The sequence below is a fragment of the Haloechinothrix salitolerans genome (genome assembly GCF_042662605.1).
Taxonomy (GTDB): domain Bacteria; phylum Actinomycetota; class Actinomycetes; order Mycobacteriales; family Pseudonocardiaceae; genus Haloechinothrix_A; species Haloechinothrix_A salitolerans.
The window spans coordinates 542,414-563,228 of sequence record NZ_JBHSXX010000001.1; the positions used below are offsets into that span (position 1 = coordinate 542,414).

Consider the following 20,815-nt stretch of genomic DNA (forward strand, 5'->3'; position numbering starts at 1 on the left):
GTCGGTGCGCTTAGTCCACGCCGTCGGCGTACCGGGCTTTGAGGCGGCGGGCGTGCCAGCGTTCGAACAGTAGCGGCATCTCCTCCGCGAAGAACTCGAAGAAGTCGCGCATCTCGGCCAGGCGTTGACCGGCTGGGGTGTTCGTACCGAGGATGTCGATGCCCTCGTTGGCGGTGTCCACCCACACCTTCATCAGCCGGTCCTGTTTGAGGAAGCTCGCGTACCACATGTCGTCGCGGACTCGGTAGGAATCGCGGCGCTCGCCGGGCACGCGCTCCTTGATGATCAACCCGACCTGGTCCAGGTAACGCACCGCGCCGGAGATCGCGGCAGGGCTCACCGACAGCATCTCGGCCAGTTCTCCCGCGGTCAGCCTGCCGCTGTTGGTCACCATCAGCGCCGCGAACACGCGCGCCGCCATCCGCTGCCACCCCATGTTGGTGAGCCCCAGTGCGAGCTTCTCCACGAACCGCAGCAGTGCGTCGTCGTCCCGTTTCGCTTCGCGAGTCACCGGGGCATCCTCTCTCACCCTGAACCGCTACTGGCCAGTCGACCGAATTGTGAATATTTATTGTCTTCACAAAGTTGTGAAATCAGTGTAGCTTCCGGGGCATGAACGACACCACTCCCGCGATCGCGGTTACTGGGCTTGTCAAGTCGTTCGGACGCACCCGCGCGCTCGACGGTCTCGACCTGACCGTCACGAGGGGGGAAATCCACGGCTTCCTCGGCCCCAACGGATCGGGCAAGACGACCACGATCCGCGTGCTGCTTGGCCTGCTCAAGGCCGACGCGGGCACGGCCCGTTTGCTCGGCGGCGACCCGTGGACGGACGTCGTCAGCTTGCACCGGCGTCTCGCGTACGTGCCAGGCGACGTCAATCTCTGGCCCAACCTTTCCGGTGGCGAGGTCATCGACCTGCTCGGCAGGCTGCGCGGCGGGCTCGACACCCGTAGGCGTGACGACCTGATCGAGCGGTTCGACCTCGACCCGAGGAAGAAGGGCAGGGCCTACTCCAAGGGCAATCGGCAGAAGGTCGCGATCATCGCGGCCCTGTCGTCGAACGTCGACCTGCTGCTGCTCGACGAACCCACCGCCGGTCTCGACCCGCTCATGGAAGCGACGTTCCAGGCGGCGATCCAGGAGGACCGCGCGCAGGGCCGCACCGTGCTGCTGTCCAGCCACATCCTCGCGGAGGTCGAGGCGCTGTGCGACCGGGTTAGCATCATCCGCGACGGCAAGACGGTCGAGACCGGCACGCTCGATGAGTTGCGGCACCTCACCAGGACGTCGATCACCGCGGAGCTGGCCGGCCCCGCCGACGGCCTGGCCACCTTGGCCAACGTGCACGACCTCCAGGTCGATGGCAGCACGGTGCGGTTCGACGTCGAGACCGACGCGCTCGACGAGGCGCTCCGGCACCTCACGTCGGCCGGCGTGCGCAGCCTCGTGAGCCAACCGCCCACATTGGAGCAGTTGTTCCTGCGGCACTACACCGAGGAAACCGTTCGCTCGAACGGTAAGGCGGACCGATCATGAGCACGACCGTCCTGAAAGAACGGTCTCCATCCAGTACGGACAGCGCGCTGACCGGATTCGGCACGATGCTGCGGTTCGCCTCGCGTCGCGAGCGGGTCAGGATGCCGGCGTGGATCGCCGCGCTGACCTTGCTGACTGTGTCCACTGTGGCTGGTTTTCCCGACCTGTATCCGACGGCCGAATCGCGACAGTCCCGAGCCGCCCTCATGGACAGTCCCGCCGCGACGGCCATGAGCGGCCCCGGCTTCGGGCTGGACAACTACACGTTCGGCGCGATGCTGGCCAACGAGATGCTCAGCTTTCTCGCGATCTTCGTCGCGCTCATGAGTGTGCTGATGGTCAGCAGACACACCAGGCACGAGGAGGAGCAGGGCCGCGCCGAACTGATCAGGGCGGGCGTCGTCGGTAGGCACGCCAACCTCAGCGCGGCACTCGCTGTCACGGTGATCGCGAACCTGCTGCTCGCGGTGGTCCTTACTCTCGTGCTGAGCGGTATGGGCATCGAGACGATCACGTGGGGTGGTTCGGCGTTGTTCGCCGCGTCGCTGGCGATGGTCGGCATCGTGTTCACCGCCGCGTCCGCCGTCTCGGCACAGGTATTCGAGCACGGCAGGGCGGCGTCCGGCATGGCGGGCGCGCTGATCGGCGTCGCGTTCGCGCTGCGCGCGGCCGGCGACATGGGCAACGCGGCGCTGTCCTGGTTGTCCCCGATTGGCTGGGCACAACGGACCAAGGTCTATGTGGACGGCACAGCGTGGCCGCTCCTGCTTGGAGTCGTCGTCGCGGGGGTGCTGGTCGCCGTCGCGTTCTCGCTCAGCACTCGCAGGGACGTCGGCGCTGGACTGCTGCGACCCAGGCTCGGGGCGGCTCGCGCGTCGGACGCGTTGAGTACCCCGCTCGGATTCGCGCTGCGGCTGCACCGGGGCGCGGTCGTCGGCTGGACGTCGGCGCTGTTCCTGTTTGGAGCGATGTACGGCTCGCTGGCGTCCGAAGTGGAGGCGTTCGTCGAGGACAACCCCGCGATGCGGGAGTTCATCCGCACCATGGGTAGCGCATCGTTCATTCAGTCCTGGCTGGCTTCGATCATGGCGATGCTGGCGATGGTGTGTTCGGTGTTCGGCGTGCTCGCCATCGTGCGGATGCGCACCGAGGAGACGTCTGGTCGTGTGGAACCCGTGCTGTCGACCGCGCTCACCCGCGTGAGATGGGTGGCGGGACACCTGGCGGTCGCGCTTGGCGGGGGCGCGGTCATCATGCTGGCTGGCGGACTCGGCCTCGGCGTGAGCGCTATGGCGAGCACGGGCGAGTCGGCGTTGTTGCCCGACCTGCTCAGTGCGGCGCTGGTCTACATCCCCGCGGTGTGGCTGACGACCGGGCTCGCGCTCGCGCTGTTCGGGCTGCTGCCCAGTGCGGTGCACGCGACGTGGGTCGTGCTTGGCTACGGGCTGTTCATCGGCATGCTCGGCCCGCTGCTGCGACTACCCGGCTGGCTGAACAACCTCTCGCCGTACTCGCACGTGCCGCAACTGCCAGCGGTCGACGTCGAGGTCACGCCGCTGGTGCTGCTCACGGTGGTCGCCGCTGGACTGATCGCGCTGGGGTTCGTGGGGTTCCGGCAACGAGACCTTGGATCGGCGTAGGACATGACGGCGCTGGCGGGTACCGGGCAGCTGACCCGGCTCGCGCTGCGCCGGGATCGGTTCCTCCTCCCGGCGTGGCTGCTGGTGCTGAGCGTGCTGCCCGCTGGTGTTGCCAACGCCTACGAACAGCTCTACCCGACCGCGGCGATGCGGGAACCGCTGGCGGCGACCGTGGGCGCCAATCCCGCGCTCGCGGTGCTGCTCGGTCCCGCGTTCGATCTGTCGACGCCGGGTGGGTTCACCGCGTGGCGGCTGCTCGGTTTCCACGCGGTGATCGCGGGCCTGATGGTGATCTTCACCGTCACCCGCCACACGCGAGCCGAGGAGGAGACAGCGCGACACGAGCTGCTGGCGTCCGGTGTGATCGGCCGTTACGCCCCGTTGACGGCGGCGGTTCTGGTGGCGACCGGCGCGTCGGCGCTCGCGGGGCTGCTCGCCACGACACTGCTGCTTGCCACTGGTTTAGCGGCGGCGGGCGCTCTCGCCTATGGTGCCGCGCTGACCGGGTCGGGCTTGGTGTTCACCGGCGTCGCCGCTATTGCCGCGCAACTGGTCGCGTTCGCGCGGACGTCGAACGGCATCGCCACGAGCGTGCTCGGCGCGTCGTTCCTACTGCGGGGTCTGGGGGACGCGTCGGACGAAGCGAGCTGGCTGTCGTGGCTGTCGCCGATCGGCTGGGCGCAGCGACTGCGACCGTTCGCGGACGAACGCTGGTGGGTACTCGCCCTGTCGGTCGTCGCGTCGCTGGTCACCCTCGCGGTGGGCTACCTGCTGCTCGGCCGACGCGACGCCGGTGCCGGATTTCTGCCGGAACGGCTCGGCCGGGCGCACGCGACACCGAGCCTGCGCGGACCGTTCGCGCTGGCCTGGCGGCTGCATCGAGGGTCGCTGATCGGCTGGAGTATCGGTGTCGCCATCTCGGGTGCGGCGTTCGGGGCGATCGCACTCGGCATCGGGGACCTTATCGGCGACAACCCGACGATGCGCGAGATGTTCGTGCGTATGGGCGGATCCGCGATGGTCATCGATGCCTTCCTGGCGCAGATCGCCGAGATGTTCGGCATGATCGGTGCGTTCTACGGCGTGCAGGCCGCACTGCGGGCGCGCGGGGAAGAAGTCGTCACACGGGTGGAGCCGCTGCTCGCGACGGCGGTGACCCGATTGCGGTTCATGACGAGTCACCTGGTATTCGCGCTGGTCGGGGCCGCGATAGTGCTCGCGGCGGCCGGGTTGGGCGCCGGGATCGCGCACGGGCTCCGGGCTGGCGACGTCGCGGGCAACGCGAGCGCGATGATCGGCGCGACGTTGGTGCATTTTCCGGCGATCTGGCTGGTCGTCGGGGTCGCGGCGGTGCTGTACGGGTTCACACCCCGGTGGACGTCGTCGGCGTGGGCCGTCGCCGCGGTAGTCGTGGTGCTCGCGCTGTTCGGCCCGGTGCTCAACCTTGCCCCACTGCTCATCGACGTCTCGCCGTTCAGTCATGTTCCGCGGTTGCCAGCCGTCGACGTCGAGGTCGCGCCGCTGGCGTGGCTCACGGTCCTCGCCGCGGCCCTGCTCGCGGCGGGCCTCGCGGCGTTCCGTCGTCGTGACATCGGGTGAGGCTGGGCGCGCGGCGGCGGGAGACGCGGTCGCGCGGATCCTTGCGCGATGGGGGACGATGCGTTGCATGAACGAGCAGCAGCACCCCAGTAATCCCCGCAGCTCCGAGGTGACCAGCGGCTACGAGCGCGCGCCCGCGCGGGCCATGCTGCGTGCCGTTGGCATGAAGGACGAGGACTTCGAGAAGTCGCAGATCGGTATCGCGTCGTCGTGGAACGAGATCACGCCGTGCAATCTGTCGTTGCAGCGGCTCGCGGCGGGCTCCAAGGACGGCGTCCGCGAGGCGGGCGGCTTCCCGATGGAATTCGGCACCATCTCGGTGTCCGACGGCATTTCCATGGGTCACGAAGGCATGCGTGCGTCGCTGGTCAGCCGCGAGATCATCGCCGACTCCGTCGAGTGCGTCGTACACGCCGAACGCCTCGACGGCACCGTGCTGCTCGCCGGGTGTGACAAGTCGCTACCCGGCATGCTGATGGCCGCCGCCCGCCTGGACCTGGCGTCGGTGTTCCTCTACGCCGGGTCGACGTTGCCCGGCCACATCGACGACCACGACATCACCATCCAGGACGCCTTCGAAGGCGTTGGCGCGTGCGCCCTTGGCCGCATCACGCCGGAGGAGCTGGACGACATCGAACGGCACGCCTGCCCAGGTGAAGGCGCGTGCGGCGGCATGTTCACCGCGAACACCATGGCGAGCGCGGCCGAGGCGTTGGGCATGTCGCTCCCCGGTTCGGCGTCGCCACCCGCGCCGGACCGCCGTAGGGACGACTACGCGCGCCGGTCCGGCGAAGCCGTCGTCGACCTCATCAAGAACGGCGTCACGGCGCGGCAGATCATGACGCGCAAGGCGTTCGAGAACGCCATCACCGTGGTCACCGCGCTGGGTGGCTCGACGAACGCCGTGCTGCACCTGCTCGCCATCGCGCGAGAGGCCGAGGTCGAGCTGAACATCGACGACTTCAACCGCATCGGTGACCGCACGCCGCTGCTGGCTGACGTCAAGCCGTTCGGCCGCTACGTAATGAGCGACATCGACAGCGTCGGCGGCCTGCCCGTGGTGATGAAAGCGCTGCTCGACGCTGGCCTGCTGCACGGCGACACGCTTACCGTCACCGGTGCGACCATGGCCGAGAACCTCGCGGAGATCAGCCCGCCCGACCCGGATGGCAAGATCATCGCGGCGGCGTCGAGCCCGCTCGCGCCGACCGGCGGGCTGACGATCCTGCGCGGCTCGCTCGCGCCGGAGGGCGCGGTGGTCAAGAGCGCGTCGCTCGCGGGCGGTGTCACCGAGGGCCGCGCCAGGGTGTTCGACGACGAGACCGACGCGATGCACGCGGTGACCGAGGGCGAGATCAAACCGGGCGACGCGGTCGTGATTCGCTACGAGGGTCCCGCTGGCGGACCCGGCATGCGGGAGATGCTGGCCGTGACGGCGGCGATCAAGGGCGCCGGGCTCGGCTCCGATGTCTTGTTGCTCACCGACGGCCGGTTCTCTGGGGCCACCCACGGACCGTGTATCGGGCACGTCGCGCCGGAGGCCGCGCACGGCGGGCCGATCGCGCTAGTCGCGGACGGTGACCGGGTGCGACTCGATCTCGACGCCCGGCGGCTGGACTTGCTCGTGGACGACGCGGAGTTGGAGCGGCGGCGAAAGGTCTTGCGGCCTCGCGAGCCCCGCTACACCACCGGCGTCCTCGCGAAGTTCGCGAAGCTGGTCGGGTCCGCGGCGGATGGCGCCGTGTGTGGGTGACACCCCGCCCGACGCGATGAAGGGCTTCTTACTCACATCTGCCGTGAGTAAGAAGCCCTTCATCGCACTGATACCGGAGTTACCTCACTGGACTTACCTCACCTTGAGGATGAACAACCCTCGGTCCATCGTGCTGACGCCGACGATGTCCCGCTTGAAGTAGGGGTAGTTGCTCCAGGTGCCGCCCTCGAACGTCGCGTTGTCGTTCTCCGGGTAGACGTCGAAGTACGCTTTCTCCTCCAGTTCGCCGGAGGCGATGTCCTTCGTGCTGTACACGCGCAGGCCCGAGGTGTAGTTCGAGGCATAGGCGCGCTTGTTCTTGATGTAGATGTTGTGGTCGATCGACGTCGTGTCGTTGTCGAACGTCCCGATGTGCTTCGGGTCGTCGAGATCACGCATGTCCCAGATGCGGGTGCGGGTGTTGTTCCCGTGGGAGACCTCATCCAGTTCGTCACCGTGCAGGAAGTACTTCTGGTCCGGCGTGAGCCAGCCCTGATGGCTGTAGCCAGCGTCCGAGTACGGGACACGGGCGACCCTGGTCGGGTTGTCTTTGTCCGTCACGTCCGTGATGGACACGAAGTGACCGTCCCCGCCCCGGTCGGCGTTCGAGTTGAAGCACAGCTCTCGGCCCTGGTAGTCGGCGTCCGGACCCGAATACGCCACGCACTGGGTGTCGTGGATGTATCCGTCGTCGGCGAAACAACCGGCACCGGTCGGGTTGGTCGGGTCACTGATGTCGACCATATGCAGCCCGCCGTCGCAGGTGCTGGTGCCAACGGCGTAGGCGTAGCCGGTGTCCTCGTTGATCGCCACGTTGTGGGCGCTGCCGAAGCCGTCGTAGTGCGCGTCCTCGGTGAACGTCCCGCTCTCGTCGCGCAGCCGGGTCAGGTCGAAGACCTGCATGCCGTGCGGGATCTGCTCGGAGACGATGAAGGCGTGGTTGTCGTGCACTTTGATGTCGCGCCAGTACGGCCGGTGCTCGTCGAGCACGTGCGCGGGCAGCATGCCGACGACCTCCGCCTTGCGCGGCTTCTTGAGGTTGACGAAGACGGTGCCTTCGGTGCCGCCGATGATGGCGTAGTCGATGCCGGTCGCGGGATCGGTCCAGCCCCACATGTCGTTGGCGAAGCTGAGGCCGAGGTCTTCCAGCCATAGGTGGTCGAGCATGTCGATGCCATCACAGCTGTAGGTGTCGGCTGCGACGCCCTTGACGCAGGGCGTTGTGCCATTCGATGTGTGCTGGAGCTCCGCCGCACGTTCCTCCGCTGTTGGCGGGGAGACGTCGTCGAAGGCTTGTTCATGCGCCGATGCCGGGATAGCACCGATGATCGACGCCGTGAACAGCGCGATCGTCGCGGTAGCGAGAGTTGCTCTCATTCGTTCCCTCCCGGGGTTGTCCGCCGTTGTGCGGCGGCGCTCGTGACCCAAGTCACCCAATCGGGTACGAATGCAATTCACAATAGGCTGAATGGGCGAAGCTAAACGTCGGAAAGTAATCACGTCCCCTGACCTGCGGGAAACGTCGCGGCTCCGGGTTGCTGCACCGATTCCGCCATATGACCGACGAAAGTCGTGAGCCAACCGGGTGTAGTTCGGCAGAACCGTCAATTTGACTTCTTCCGCCGTTCACTCCGCCGAGCGACCATGTCGTTACCGTCCATGACGAGAGGGGGCGCGGTGATGATTCGGCAGCGCATGGCTCGAACAGCGACGATCACACTGGCCGCGGCGACGGTGGTTGGCGCCAGTGTGACGGCGGCATCCGCGGAAGGTGCGTCAACGATCGCCGACATCCAGGGCACGTCGTGGCTCTCGCCGCACACTGGCGAGACGGTCGCCGGGGTACGTGGTGTGGTCACCGCGATCAAACGGTTCGGTTCCGCGCGGGGGTTCTGGTTCCAGGATCCCGAAGGGGACGACGACCCGCGCACCAGCGAGGGACTGTTCGTCTTCACCGGCGCGGCCACGCCGGACGTCGAGCCGGGCGATGCCGTCCGTGTCACCGGCACCGTGAAAGAGTTCTACCCCACGAATCCCGACGACTCACCGTATCTGTCCACGACGGAGCTTATCGATGCACAGTGGACGGTGAAGTCGTCCGGGAACCCGTTACCGGACGCGGAAGTGATCAAGCCGGACACACTGTCCGATGTGCTCACCGCCAAACCGGGCGGCAACATCGAACCATCCGATCTGGAGCCGGACGTCTACGCGCTCGACCTCTGGGAGTCGCGCGAGGGCATGCGGATGGCGGTGGACAGCCCTCGCCTTGTCGGGCCGAGCACGCCGTACAACGAGCTGTATGTGACGACCAAGCCCGAGCAGTATCCGTCACCACGCGGCGGCACCGTCTACACCGGATACGACAACGACAACACCGGTGTGCTCAAGATCGAGTCGCTGATCCCGTTCAGCGAGCGACCGTTCCCCGATGGCGATACCGGTGACACGCTGTGCGGCACGACGTCCGGCGTCATCGAATACGACCGCTTCGGCGGCTACACCCTCCAGGCGACCGAGCTCGGCCGGGTCGTCGACGGCGGGCTGGAGCACGAGACAACGCGGGAGCAGCGTCCGAACGAGCTGTCGGTGGCCAGCTACAACGTGGAGAACCTCTCGGGTGTGGATAACCAGGCCAGATTCGACGCGTTGGCGAAAGGGCTCGTGGATAACCTCCGTTCGCCGGACATCGTGGCGCTCGCCGAGATCCAGGACAACAACGGCCCGGCGGACACGGACGACGGCGTCGTCGCGGCGGACGAGACGTTGCGACGGTTCACCGACGCCATCGCCGACGCGGGCGGAGCGCGCTACGAGTGGCGGCAGATCAACCCCCTAGAAGGCGAGGACGGTGGCCAGCCAGGAGGCAACATCCGCGTCGGCTTCCTGTTCGATCCGAAGCGCGTGTCGTTCGTGGACCGGGAGGGCGGCGACGCGACCACCGCCGTCGAGGTCATCTCGGACGGCGACGAACCACAACTGTCAATCTCTCCCGGTCGTATCGCGCCGAACGATGCTGCCTTCGACGGCAGCCGCAAGCCGCTGGCGGGCGAGTTCACCTTCCGAGGCAGGACGGTGTTCGTCGTCGCGACCCACTTCAGCTCGAAGTTCGGCGACCAGCCGCTGCACGGCCGGTTCCAGCCGCCCACGCGAGTCTCGGAGCGCGAGCGCATCCCGCAGGCCGAGCGGGTGCGGGAGTTCGTCGACGACGTCCTCGCGGTGGACGAACACGCGAATGTTGTCGTCGCGGGCGACATCAACGACTTCCAGTTCTCCCCGGCAGTCGGGACGCTGACCGAAGGCGGCGCGCTGCGTGCACTGATCACCGAGTTGCCCAGCGAGGACCAGTACACCTACATCTACGAGGGCCGCTCGCAAGTGCTCGACCACATCCTGGTCTCGCCCGCGCTGGACGACGCCGATATCGATGTCGTGCACATCAACGCCGAGTTCCAGGACCAGGCGAGTGACCACGACCCGCTGGTCACACGGCTGCGCCCCGCGGGCGGGAAGTCTGCGGGGCAGCCGCGCTGACCAGGACGTCAGGCGACCTTGGTGACCTTGTCTCCGGGACGCACGACACCCGGCGTGACGACCTTGGCGTTGAGTCCGCGTAACCGCAGCTCACGGCGATGCGGGGAGTTGACGAACCGTAGCGCGTCGAGCCCGAAGCGATCGGCGAACTTGGCGCACCCCCGGTGTGGCTGCTCGGTCACCTCGATGACCGCGGTACCCAGGGCCAACCGAGTGCCCGCTGGCAGGTTCGCCTCGGTGATATCGAGGTCGAGGTAGAGCTGGTCGCCCGCGAGCGCCCTGCGGTCGGGATCGCCCGCGATGTAGGAGATGATCCGGGCGTTCATGACGTTGAGCTGCATGTCCGGATGCGACGCCCCGTCCTCGGTGCGCTTGCTGCCTCGTTCGATCCAGGTGTCGCCGACAAGGCCGACGGCCGGGTCCAGTTCGCCCTCGTCAAGCACTTCGCGCTGGTCAACGTCTGGCCTGCGCACCACGAGCTCGACGGTTCCCACGTCGGCAGGTGAGTCGAGGAAGTAGTCGAGCTTGGCCTCCAGCTCCGCCATGCTGCGTTGCGTCATGCTTCGCAGTCTGCCCCGGTGGTCACTCGCCGCGCTACGAATTTCTCGAAGGGTGGGCGGCGCCACGTTTCGGCGTGGCAGGGCGAACGTTGCCGCCGCGGTGCGTCGATCGGATAGCGTCGTAGGGTGACAGCATCACGAGCCACCGTGCGTTCCCTGCATTACTACCCGATCAAGGCGTGCGGTGGCGTGACGGCGGATCACGCGCACGTCACCGAGGCCGGGCTGGAGCACGACCGCGCCTTCACGGTGGTCGACGCCGATGGCGTATGTCTCACGCAGCGGGAGCACCGCACGATGGCGGCCATAAGGGTGGCGGTCACGAACGATCAGCTCACCGTCTCCCACCCTGTCGCCGGGTCGCTCACACTCGCCGTGCGACGAGAGGGCACGCGGATTCCGGTCACCGTGTTCAAGCACATCGGCCACGGCATCGACCAGGGCGACGAAGCCGCCGAGTGGTTCGGCACCGTGCTCGGCGAACCGTGCCGGTTGGCCCGTGTCCCCCAGGACCATCGACGGCGAACCAGCGGACTTCACGAAGGCACCGCCGGGTTCGCCGACGGCCACGCGGTCACCGTGGCCTCGCTAGCCTCGTTGGACGAGCTCACCGCACGCATCCTGGAGCGCGGCGGTGAACCCGTGCCGATGGAACGGTTCCGCGTCAACATCGTGCTCGACGGCTGGACCCGGCCACACACCGAGGACGACGTCCGCGGCATGTCGATCGGTACCGGGCGGTTCGGCTACGCCAAGCGGGACATCCGGTGCCAGGTGACCACGATCGACCAGGACAGCGGCCAGAAGGCGGGCCCGGAACCGCTCCGCACTCTGGCCACCTACCGCCGCGATGCCGAGGGCGGTGTCGCGTTCGCGATGAAAGCGGCCGTGATGACGCCGGGGGAGATCACCGTCGGCGACGTGGTGGACGTCCACGAGTGGAGCGAGCCCGCGCTCCAACACGATGTCCAGTAGCGGTGCGGTGGCACGCGTTGTACGCGGGCGCTCGCTCACGAGAGTCAAAAAAGTTCGGACGATTTCGGACGACGATGTCGAGATCCCGCGGCTGGCTCCGTCCCCGTGGTGAACGCGACCACAATGGGTCGCACAAGCACCGAGGAGAAAGACGATGGCGAAGTACTTGCTGCTCAAGCACTACCGCGGCGCGCCGGCGGCGGTCAACGACGTTCCGATGGACCAGTGGACGCCGGAGGAGGTCTCGGACCACGTGCGGTACATGAAGGACTTCGCGGCCCGGCTCGAAGGGACCGGCGAGTTCGTCGACGGTCAGGCGCTCGCCCCAGAGGGCACGTTCGTCCGGTACGACGGCGAGGGTCGCCCGCCGGTCACCGACGGCCCGTTCGCCGAGACCAAGGACCTCATCGCCGGCTGGATGGTGGTCGACGTCGACAGCTATGAGCGCGCTATCGAGCTGGCCGGGGAGCTGTCGGCCGCCCCAGGGGCGGGCGGGAAGCCGATCCACGAGTGGCTGGAGGTGCGCCCCTTCCTCGCCGAGCCGCCCACGGTGACCGAGTGAACGAGTCGCTGCTGCGGGAGCTCGTTCCCGCGGTGATCGGTGTCCTCGTCCGGCGCGGAGCGGACTTCGCGTCGGCCGAGGATGCCGTGCAGGAGGCGCTGATCCGGGCGCTGGAAACGTGGCGGGACGATCCACCGCGCGATCCGACGGCGTGGCTCGTCGCGGTCGCGTGGCGCAGGTTTCTCGACGCCGTCCGTGCCGAGACGTCGCGGCGCGGGCGAGAGCTTGCCGTGGAGGTCTCGCCTTCCGCCGGTTCGGCGCCCGCGGTGGACGACACGCTCCAGCTCTACTTCCTGTGTGCGCACCCGTCGTTGACGCCGTCGTCCGCGGTCGCGCTCACGCTGCGCGCGGTCGGCGGTCTGACCACCCGCCAGATCGCCCAGGCCTACATGGTGCCCGAGGCGACCATGGCGCAGCGGATCAGCCGGGCCAAGCGCGCTGTCTCCGGCGTGCGGTTCGACCAGCCTGGTGATGTCGCCACCGTGCTGCGCGTCCTCTACCTGGTCTTCAACGAGGGCTACTCCGGCGACGTCGACCTCGCCGCCGAAGCCATCCGGCTCACCCGGCAGCTCGCCGCCGTTATCGATCACCCCGAGGTGGCGGGGCTGCTCGCCCTCATGCTGCTCCATCACGCACGGCGCGCCGCTCGAACCGCGCCAGACGGCAGCCTGGTGCCGCTCGCCGAGCAGGACCGCGACCGGTGGGACACGGCGGCGATCAGCGAGGGAGTTGAGATCCTGCAGGCGGCTCTCGCCCGCGACCGGCTGGGTGAGTTCCAGGCACAGGCCGCCATAGCGGCACTCCACGCTGACGCACCCACCGCCGAGGAGACTGACTGGGTGCAGATCGTCGAGTGGTACGACGAGCTCGTGCGCCTGACAGACAGCCCGTACGTTCGGCTCAACCGCGCGGTGGCGGTCGGCGAGGCCGACGGACCGCGCGCCGGACTGGCGGCGCTCGCGGCGCTGGACGACTCGTTGCCCCGCTACGCCGCGGTGGCGGCGTATCTCCACGAGCGTGACGGCGACCTGGTGACGGCGGCGCGGCTGTACGCGGAGGCGGCCCACAAGGCACCCAACCTCGCCGAGCGTGACCACCTGACGCGGCAGGCCGCCAGGCTCAACTCCCGCCACCGTCGTTGACGGGGCGCGCCGCTTTCCCACTGTTGGCCCGCGACACCCGAGGCGGAAACGACGAACGCCGGGCGGCCCGTCGTGGGCCTGCCCGGCGTTCGCACGGTTCAGTGAGCGGAGGATACGGGATTCGAACCCGTGAGGGCTGTTAACCCAACACGATTTCCAACTTCGCTTCGCGTCGTTCGGACGTGTCCGTTGGGGCTGTGACCTGCTGTGAAGCAGGACATCTGCAACGTCAGTGGCAGCACGAACGGGCCTGAACTGCAACCCAAAGTGCAACCTCGCTCTGCCTGCCCCAGCCGAGGGAGGGAACCCGTAACCGTGGCGAGAAACCTAGCCACAGCGCCGCTCTCAGGCTGGCGTTCCCTAGCCTCCCTCGTTCCCTTCAACGGTGAAACCCCAGCGCAACCCTAGGGAAACCGTCAACAGTGGCGTGAGGGAATTTTCCCTTCTCGTCGGGTGCGCTCCCTCGGCTGTTCCCTGCCCATTCCCTACCCACAGCATCAAACCGGCCGACGAAACCGGGAAGAACTACGTAGGGACCCTGCCAGGGAGGCAGGGAGTTCTCCCTGGCAGGGTCCCTGACCCTGGTCCCTGCCGTTGACGTGCGCGAACAACGGTTCAGGGACCCCAGGGACCCTCTGCGCAGTGGCTGTCGATGCCCGCCAGAGCCATGTGCACCACCCGTAGTGCGCCTCCCTCCCTGCGGTACATCACGGCATGGGTTTGTTCGCGAGGTCAGCTACCAGGCTGGTAGCGCCAGGACTGGCCTGTGCCCTTGTACTGCGCGACGGGGATCGGCTCGACACCGGGTCGCATGCGTTCGCGGTACAGCACGCCGTTCAGGTGGTCGATTTCGTGCGCTACGAGTCGCGCCATGCCTCGCTCGAATTCGGTGATCCGAAGGGTTCCGTTCGCGTCCTGGTGTTCGACTTCGATGCGCAGGGGTCGAGGGACCATGCCTCGCACGTCGAAGAAGCTCAGGCAGCCCTCGTACTGCTCATCGGTTTCGGATGCCTGGTCGATGATCCGGGGGTTCAGGAGCGTGATCGTGTCGCCTTCGGGCGGGTGGATGACCGCTGCCGCGCGACCTATGTTGATCTGAGGAGCCGCGAGGCCCATGCCCTTCGCGAAGGTGTGCACCTGGCCGACGCGCTCTAGCGTTGATACGAGCTGAGCCACGACGCGCCGCGCGTCCTCGGCTTCTGCGGACAGGTCGAAGTATCGCGCCGTCTCGCTGAGGATGGTCTCCCCTTCCTGCGCGATGCCGAGGGAGCGCATTTGTTCGGCTGGGCTCAGGGTTTTCACGTTGCTACGTTCCTCTGCGTTCGCTGCCTTGAATTTCCACTCGACGCGATAGCGGGCGTGGAGTGGTGGGTCATCCGTTGACCATGTGAATGTTGTGACCTCGTTCGATTCCGTGCGACTGATTGGAGTGCGGAACGTGGATGACTCGGCAGACATTGACGTTTCTGTGCCCCATGCAACGGGGTCCAGTTCGGACGGGAATTCCAGGACCATGCTCAGTCGGCGCGTTGGCAGCCTAACGGCTCGCTGCCACCACGGTCCCCATTTGTGCGCGCTCACCGTGTAGACGTACTCGATCCAGCGAGTTTCGCCGGGATACAGCGGGAAACGTCCGTCGCCGTTCTCGAATAGGAGCCAAACCTCCTTGAAAGCGTCTCGGTCGTGTTTCGCTCGCCAGGTCATCGGTTCGTCGCCGCATGTCGCAGTGAGTCCGATCTCTTCCCACGTCAAAGGGTCTTCGCGGTAGAGCCGGTTTGACTGCTCAGGGTCGCCGGGATGGCGATCTACGGCGATCCTGATCAGGTACTGCGTGACGGGTTCTGTCCCGACGTTCGAGAGCTGCCTACGGACGAGGGAACGGAACATGCCATCGACGTATCGCAGCTCGGCGTGTTCGTGCTCGACGACGAGCGAGGGGCCGGGAGCGGACTGGGGATCGTCTGGCACGGCGGCCTCGGCTGGCTGCTGTCGGTTCTTTGGGCTGGGCGGGGCCGTGACGTCCTGCATGGCTTTCCACCGTCGTACAAGTGCCCTGCCCGCCCGTAGCTGCGTGTCGGCCTGCTCCGCGAAGCTCTTACTCGGCGCGACCGTTCCACGTTCAACCTTGCTCACGTAGGACGGGGTGTAGCCCACGAGCTTCGCGAGGGCTTTCTGGGAATAGCCCGCGACTTCTCGCCAGTGCCGTAGTTCGGCAATGAACTCATCGGCAGGGCTTTGACCTGCACTTTCTGTGTCGTGAGTGGTCACCGTATCGTCCCCAGAGTCGGTGTGAATGGAATGAATGAAACGTGATTGATGATCACCGTGTGGTCAACCCCTGACGCTGGCCGATGCTGGGCACATGAACACCGAAACGACAGCTCAGCGAGCGACACCGGCTGCACCAGATCAGTCGGCAAGCTTGCGTTCCAGCGCCTCTACGCGCTCGGTTAGCGCTTCAACCGAGTGGCGTAGTTCGTCCATGTCGGAATCTGCATCGTCGGTCGCGTTACGAGGCCGTGTCCGTACGTACGAGCCTTTGCCCTGTCGAGTCACTATCAGGCCGTCGTCCCGTAACGCGGTCAGTGCGCTTCGCGCGGTGCCGATCGATACGTCGTACTCGCTGGTGAGCACTGGTATCGCCGGAAGCTGGTCACCGGGCGCGAGTTCGCCGGATTCGATCTGCGCGCGTAGCGCGTCCGCGATCTGCTGGTACGGGGGTCGCTCATCGTCGGGATCGAGTTTTCCCATGTCAGCGAGCATACAGACCACCGACTGTGTTGTCAGTGCTGCAACACTATTGACAGTGTTAGCAGTGTTGCGTAGCGTCTCTGGTGTTGCAGCAGTCGCAGCGAATACGAAGAAGCCCCGGCGCGGTGTTGGGAGCACCGGCCGGGGCACACATCGGAACCGTTGGAGGAACGATGCAGTTTGAGCCTACTCGCATGTACCGCGCGAGAGCGGTCGCTGATGCCCTGGACGTGTCGGTAGCGACGATCTACCGCGCGGTGGAGGCTGGTCAGCTTGACGCCTACAAGCTCGGCACGGGTAAGGGCACGATTCGGATTCCGGGAGAGGCTGTCGCGGTGTACCTGGCGCGGTGCGCCGACGCTGGTAGCCCTGCCGGTGACGACGTGGCGGGGGAGGTGGCCTGAGATGGCTGTGACGATGACGAGTGGAACGGTCGCCGGTCACTCTTGCCGGTTCGCGGTCGCCCTGCGCGATGGCAACCCGACCCCGGTGGTGACTCAGGTGTCGATGACGGTTCCGATGTCGCTGGAAGACATCGAGGCCGTGCTGTGGTCCGTCTCGCCCGGACTGGACGAGGCCGACTGGGCCGACGACGACTACCTTCACGGCCTGATCGCCGGAACCGTGCTGGCGGACTCGTACACGATCATCGAGGGCGCTCGGCTGCACCTGGAGAGCCTGACGCCCGGTAGCGATGAGTACGAGTTCGCGCAGTGGCTCCGGTGGCGTGTCCGCCAGCTCTACGCACCCGACGCGCGCACCTCGCCGTGTTCCAGCCGTCCTGAGCGGGAGCTTGAGGGCGCGGTGTCGTGAGCGCCCGTGAACGTTGCGCGCTGAGCGCTCGACCCTCGTTCGGCTGAGCGCTCAGCGCGCGTTCACCACCCTTCCCGTATCCGCGCTCGGTGAGCGCTCACCCCGTCACGCGGTGAGCGCTTGCCTGAGCGTTCACGAACACGCTCAACAACAGTCCTGAGCAGGGAGTTTGTCAGTGAGCTACCCCGATACACCCGCGCGGCATCTCCGGCCCGTGGACATGCCGCCGGATGCCGTTCACGAACCGCCACCGGCTGAAACAGTGAGCGGCCACGGGCACGCGCGCCGGGTGCGCCTGTCGGCTGCCGCCGGGGTGCGGCTGCGCCCAACACACTGGCTGTGGGATGAGCGGATGCCACACGGCGCGCTCACGATCGGTCCCGGCCGCGAGGGCATCGGCAAGTCGCTGTTCTGCGCGTGGCTGGCCGCACGGGTGACGCTGGGCGAACTGTCCGGCGTGCACCACAGCGCGCCCAAGAGCGTGATCTACGCGGCCACCGAAGACTCGTGGGAACGCACCCTCGCGGGGCGGCTCATCGTGGCCGGGGCCGACATGCACCGTGTCTACCGCGTCGAGGTCGAGAACGTCGCGGGTCACACGCTGCCGCTGTCGCTGCCGCGTGACTGCGACGAGCTGGCCGCCGAGATCACCAAGCATGATGTCGGGCTGATGATCGTGGACCCGCTGATCTCGGTGGTCGATTCCAAGCTGAACCCGAACCAGGACGCCGACCTACGGCGCGCGCTGGAACCGCTCGGCAGGCTGGCCGATGACACCGGCTGCGCGATCTTCGGGCTGGCGCACTTCAACAAGGCCACCGGAACCGACGTGCTCTCCCGGATCATGGGCGGTCGCGCGTTCTCTGCCGTTTCCCGCGCAGCAATCGCGTTCGCCCGAGACACCGGGGCCGACGACGGCTCATGTGTGATCTCGCAGGTCAAGAACAACCTCGGACGCCTCGACCTGCCGTCCCTGCGCTACCAGGTCGAATCCGTCGAACTCGACACCGACGAAGGCCCCGCCGAATGGGGACGCCTACGGATGCTCGGCGAGACCACCACCCACGTCAACGACCTTCTGGACGACGCACCCGGCAATGATGAGGACCGTTCCGAGCGGGACGCCGCCGCTGGCTGGCTTGAGGACTACCTCGTGCAGAACGGTGGTAGTGCCGCGTCGGCCGACGTGAAGAAAGCCGGTCGCGCCGCTGGCTTCTCCGAAAGCACCCTCGCTCGCGCTCGTCAGGCACTCAAAGTCACCACGAAGGCCGATGGGTTTCCCCGTAAGAGCTTCTGGAGCCTGCCATGATCAGCCATGCCACCGCCCCAGTCGTGTCACTAGTCGTGCCAACCGTGACACGACTGGACAGAAGCCCTGTGAACTGGGAAAACAACCCGTGCGTTTGCCAGTCACGCCAACCTGTCGGGGGATGGCACGACTGGCACGACCGACGCCAGTCACGCCACAGTCGTGCCACCTCTCGCGAGGGTGACACGACTGGCGACGAGGGCGCGTGTTTGCGCAGTTCAGAGCCGCTATTTCCAGTCATGTCAGCCCTGGCACGACTGTGGCGTGACTGGGCAGCCCGTGGCACCACTCGCACGACCGCGTCGCCCGCGCCGTTGTGGCTCACGCTCTGTCACGTTTATGTGCGGGGAAGCGGCCGGGGAGGTCACGGGGATGCGGGGAGTTTTCCCTGCCCGCCTCCCCGCCGTGCCTCCCCAGGGATGAGCTGCCGAAACACGGTGTCGGGGAGGCGGGGGAGGCTCGCCGCACGGGCCGTCGAAACCCCGGAAACGGCATGGTCAAGCCGTGCCGTGCGCCTCCCTCCCCGGCCCGATGGCGAGTTAGCTCGGCTACCGCGAGTTAGAAACCTAACTTGGCGAGTTAGCCCGCCGCGTCCCTGCGCTGAGCTGCGCGGAGTTACGAAAGTGAGCCAATTAGCCAGGGCGGATACGCCCGCCGTACCCGCCTTTGAGACGCACGTCGGCAGGACTCGCCGGACCTAACTCGCCGCTCCACTGTTCCAGCCGCCTAGCACCCGCCGCCGCTAGACCTAGCGTCTCCGCTAGCAGCCCACAGCGTGGCTGAGCAGGACGCTAGCGCCTAGCACCCGTCCGGCGCGAACAGCGCCACAACCCGTGATTCCAGGCCAGCGACACCCCGCGATAGGTGCTCGCTCTACCCCGTCATGCCCACACGCGGCCACAGCAGGACGTGACCGCCGAGGAAAGGAGACCACCCGTGCCAGCTCCACGCTCCCGCAGCCACCAGACCGACAGGAGTCACCACGGATGGACACCGACAAGACCACGGACGCACCACCGCGCGTGCTGCTGACCGTCGAGGAAGCAGCCCACCGGCTCAGCATCGGCCGCACGAACATGTACGCGCTCATCAAGGCCGGACACGTCGACACCGTCCGCATCGGCCAACTGCGCCGCGTACCCGCCGACGCCCTCACCGCCTACGTCCAGCACCTCACCTACTACCAGGCCGCCGCGTAAGCGGGAATAGGAGAGCACACGATGGCACGAAAGAAGCGTCCCGAAGGGACTCGACGCCCCAACGGGGCCAGCTCGATCTACTACAGCGAGAAGGACGGCAAGTGGCACGGCTGGGTCACTGTCGGCGTCCGCGACGACGGCAAGCCCGACCGGCGGCACGTCAAGCGCAAGCGCGAAGCCGAGGTTATCGATGCGGTGCGCGGGCTGGAACAGCAGCGCGACAGCGGCAAAGTTCGAAAGCCCGGACGAGCCTGGACCGTCGAGAAGTGGCTACGTCACTGGGTCGAGAACATCGCCGCGCCGTCCGTCAGAGAAACCACGATGGTCGGCTACCGGTCGTCCGTGTACAAGCACCTCATACCCGGCATCGGTGCGCACCGACTCGACAAGTTACAGCCTGAGCACCTGGAGACCCTGTACGCACGGCTTCAGAAGCCGCGAGAGCAGGGAGGTAAGGCGCTCAAGGCGGCCACCGTTCACCTCGCGCACAGAACGGCAAATGTCGCTTTCAACGAGGCTGTACGACGGCGACGCATGGTCGAGAACCCCGCGCGCGTAGCGAAGGCACCGCGCGTTGAGCAGGAAGACATCATCCCGTTCACGAGAGAAGAGGCCCGGGGACTTATCGACAAGGCTGCCGAGATACGTAACGGTGCCCGATACGTCGTCGCGTTGTCCGTTGGCCTGCGCCGTGGCGAAGCGCTGGGTTTGAAGTGGTCCGATTACGCCGTCAAGTGGCGTCACGGGTGCCCGAAGGGCAGTACCTGCCGATCGCGTGATGCGTCGAAGTGTGACCTTCGGGAAGGACGCGGCACGCTGACGATCCGGCGTGCGATCCAGCAGCGGACGTGGCAGCACGGCTGCGATCCGGACGGCTCGTGCGGACACAGGCTCGGAGCGTACTGCCCCCACCGTCGAGACGGCGGCGTTGTGGAATCGGAGGTGAAATCGCGTGCAGGCCGCCGCGTGATCGGCTTGCCTCATCCGGTAATCGAATCGCTTGAAACGCACCGATCGCACCAAGAGATTGACCGCGAGAGAGCGGCGAACCTCTGGGCTGACGAAGGCTGGATATTCACAAACCGTCTCGGCCGCCCGGTGCATCCGACAGAAGACCACCGAGCGTGGAAGGCCCTGCTTCGGCTGGCCGACGTCCGGGACGCGCGACTACACGATGCGAGGCATACGGCGGCGACGTTCCTGCTTGAGTTGAAGGTGCCGTTGCCCGCTGTCATGGAGCTGATGGGGTGGTCCAACGCGGCGATTGCCAAGCGCTACATGCACACGAACGAGGAGTTCGTTACCGCGATCGCAGCCGAGATTGGCGGCCACCTCTGGGCTGAGGAAGACGATACTGATGACGATGACGGCCCGGCGACTGTCCGCCTCGCCATCTGAGTCCGACTCAGAACTCGGCGCTGAGTTCGCTGCGAGGCTCA

19 protein-coding genes and 1 pseudogene are annotated in these 20,815 nt (G+C 66.8%); 14 read left to right on the forward strand and 6 right to left on the reverse strand.

Annotated elements, in window-relative coordinates:
- Positions 1 to 10: 10 nt before the first annotated feature.
- Positions 11 to 436 carry a GbsR/MarR family transcriptional regulator gene (locus ACFQGD_RS02640; RefSeq protein ID WP_425557396.1) on the reverse strand — a complete coding sequence of 142 codons (426 nt, stop codon included), beginning with the start codon at positions 434 to 436 and terminating at the stop codon, positions 11 to 13.
- A 176-nt stretch (positions 437 to 612) separates the two neighbouring features.
- Between ACFQGD_RS02640 and ACFQGD_RS02645 the strand changes: the two genes are divergently transcribed.
- From ACFQGD_RS02645 to ilvD, 4 genes are all read left to right on the forward strand, one after another.
- The gene (locus tag ACFQGD_RS02645) at positions 613 to 1,539 is read left to right on the forward strand and encodes an ABC transporter ATP-binding protein (protein WP_345406883.1); all 927 of its coding nucleotides are present in this window, start codon (positions 613 to 615) and stop codon (positions 1,537 to 1,539) included.
- A complete protein-coding gene (locus ACFQGD_RS02650; protein WP_345406886.1) occupies positions 1,536 to 3,179 on the forward strand; it encodes an ABC transporter permease in 1,644 nt (547 codons plus the stop codon). The genes ACFQGD_RS02645 and ACFQGD_RS02650 overlap by 4 nt, the downstream gene beginning before the upstream one ends.
- A gap of 3 nt (positions 3,180 to 3,182) precedes the next feature.
- A complete protein-coding gene (locus tag ACFQGD_RS02655; RefSeq protein WP_345406888.1) occupies positions 3,183 to 4,778 on the forward strand; it encodes an ABC transporter permease in 1,596 nt (531 codons plus the stop codon).
- Positions 4,779 to 4,845: 67 nt separating this feature from the next.
- Positions 4,846 to 6,531, forward strand: a complete 1,686-nt coding sequence (gene ilvD, locus ACFQGD_RS02660) for a dihydroxy-acid dehydratase (protein ID WP_345406891.1) — start codon at positions 4,846 to 4,848, stop codon at positions 6,529 to 6,531.
- 93 nt (positions 6,532 to 6,624) lie between these two features.
- Here ilvD and ACFQGD_RS02665 read toward each other — a convergent pair whose 3' ends face one another.
- Entirely contained in the window at positions 6,625 to 7,908 is a 1,284-nt protein-coding gene (locus ACFQGD_RS02665) for a choice-of-anchor B family protein (RefSeq protein WP_345406894.1), read from the reverse strand.
- A 318-nt stretch (positions 7,909 to 8,226) separates the two neighbouring features.
- On the opposite strand from ACFQGD_RS02665, the gene ACFQGD_RS02670 reads away from it, so the two are divergent.
- Complete coding sequence (locus tag ACFQGD_RS02670) at positions 8,227 to 10,065, forward strand: endonuclease/exonuclease/phosphatase family protein (RefSeq protein WP_345406897.1); 1,839 nt, start codon at positions 8,227 to 8,229, stop codon at positions 10,063 to 10,065.
- A gap of 8 nt (positions 10,066 to 10,073) precedes the next feature.
- Here ACFQGD_RS02670 and ACFQGD_RS02675 read toward each other — a convergent pair whose 3' ends face one another.
- Positions 10,074 to 10,625, reverse strand: a complete 552-nt coding sequence (locus ACFQGD_RS02675) for an MOSC domain-containing protein (protein WP_345406900.1) — start codon at positions 10,623 to 10,625, stop codon at positions 10,074 to 10,076.
- A gap of 126 nt (positions 10,626 to 10,751) precedes the next feature.
- Here ACFQGD_RS02675 and ACFQGD_RS02680 point away from each other — a divergent pair, with 126 nt between their 5' ends.
- The 3 genes from ACFQGD_RS02680 (at position 10,752) to ACFQGD_RS02690 (ending at position 13,304) form a co-directional block, all read left to right on the forward strand.
- Positions 10,752 to 11,600 carry an MOSC domain-containing protein gene (locus tag ACFQGD_RS02680; RefSeq protein WP_345406903.1) on the forward strand — a complete coding sequence of 283 codons (849 nt, stop codon included), beginning with the start codon at positions 10,752 to 10,754 and terminating at the stop codon, positions 11,598 to 11,600.
- Positions 11,601 to 11,754: 154 nt separating this feature from the next.
- Entirely contained in the window at positions 11,755 to 12,162 is a 408-nt protein-coding gene (locus tag ACFQGD_RS02685) for a YciI family protein (protein ID WP_345406907.1), read from the forward strand.
- On the forward strand, positions 12,159 to 13,304 hold the full coding sequence (locus ACFQGD_RS02690; RefSeq protein ID WP_345406910.1) for an RNA polymerase sigma factor: 1,146 nt from the start codon (positions 12,159 to 12,161) through the stop codon (positions 13,302 to 13,304). Before ACFQGD_RS02685 ends, ACFQGD_RS02690 begins: the two co-directional genes overlap by 4 nt.
- A gap of 732 nt (positions 13,305 to 14,036) precedes the next feature.
- On the opposite strand, the gene ACFQGD_RS02695 is transcribed toward ACFQGD_RS02690, so the two are convergent.
- Positions 14,037 to 14,606, reverse strand: coding sequence for a peptide deformylase (locus ACFQGD_RS02695; protein WP_345407538.1), 570 nt, complete (start codon positions 14,604 to 14,606; stop codon positions 14,037 to 14,039).
- Between the two features lie 495 nt (positions 14,607 to 15,101).
- On the opposite strand from ACFQGD_RS02695, the gene ACFQGD_RS02700 reads away from it, so the two are divergent.
- The gene (locus ACFQGD_RS02700) at positions 15,102 to 15,371 is read left to right on the forward strand and encodes a hypothetical protein (RefSeq protein ID WP_345407579.1); all 270 of its coding nucleotides are present in this window, start codon (positions 15,102 to 15,104) and stop codon (positions 15,369 to 15,371) included.
- A gap of 27 nt (positions 15,372 to 15,398) precedes the next feature.
- Here ACFQGD_RS02700 and ACFQGD_RS02705 read toward each other — a convergent pair.
- Together ACFQGD_RS02705 and ACFQGD_RS02710 are read right to left on the reverse strand one after the other, a co-directional pair.
- Positions 15,399 to 15,572 (reverse strand): annotated as a pseudogene (locus tag ACFQGD_RS02705) (helix-turn-helix domain-containing protein); the annotation flags it as partial.
- Positions 15,573 to 15,713: 141 nt separating this feature from the next.
- Positions 15,714 to 16,055, reverse strand: a complete 342-nt coding sequence (locus tag ACFQGD_RS02710; protein ID WP_345406913.1) for a GntR family transcriptional regulator — start codon at positions 16,053 to 16,055, stop codon at positions 15,714 to 15,716.
- Between the two features lie 194 nt (positions 16,056 to 16,249).
- On the opposite strand from ACFQGD_RS02710, the gene ACFQGD_RS02715 reads away from it, so the two are divergent.
- From ACFQGD_RS02715 to ACFQGD_RS02735, 5 genes are all read left to right on the forward strand, one after another.
- Positions 16,250 to 16,459, forward strand: coding sequence for a helix-turn-helix domain-containing protein (locus tag ACFQGD_RS02715; RefSeq protein WP_345406916.1), 210 nt, complete (start codon positions 16,250 to 16,252; stop codon positions 16,457 to 16,459).
- A 1-nt stretch (position 16,460) separates the two neighbouring features.
- Positions 16,461 to 16,868 carry a hypothetical protein gene (locus ACFQGD_RS02720; protein ID WP_345406919.1) on the forward strand — a complete coding sequence of 136 codons (408 nt, stop codon included), beginning with the start codon at positions 16,461 to 16,463 and terminating at the stop codon, positions 16,866 to 16,868.
- Positions 16,869 to 17,043: 175 nt separating this feature from the next.
- A complete protein-coding gene (locus ACFQGD_RS02725; protein WP_345406922.1) occupies positions 17,044 to 18,177 on the forward strand; it encodes an AAA family ATPase in 1,134 nt (377 codons plus the stop codon).
- 986 nt (positions 18,178 to 19,163) lie between these two features.
- Positions 19,164 to 19,376, forward strand: a complete 213-nt coding sequence (locus tag ACFQGD_RS02730; protein WP_345406925.1) for a helix-turn-helix domain-containing protein — start codon at positions 19,164 to 19,166, stop codon at positions 19,374 to 19,376.
- Between the two features lie 21 nt (positions 19,377 to 19,397).
- Positions 19,398 to 20,774, forward strand: a complete 1,377-nt coding sequence (locus ACFQGD_RS02735; RefSeq protein WP_390221004.1) for a tyrosine-type recombinase/integrase — start codon at positions 19,398 to 19,400, stop codon at positions 20,772 to 20,774.
- The last annotated feature ends 41 nt before the right edge of the window (positions 20,775 to 20,815 follow it).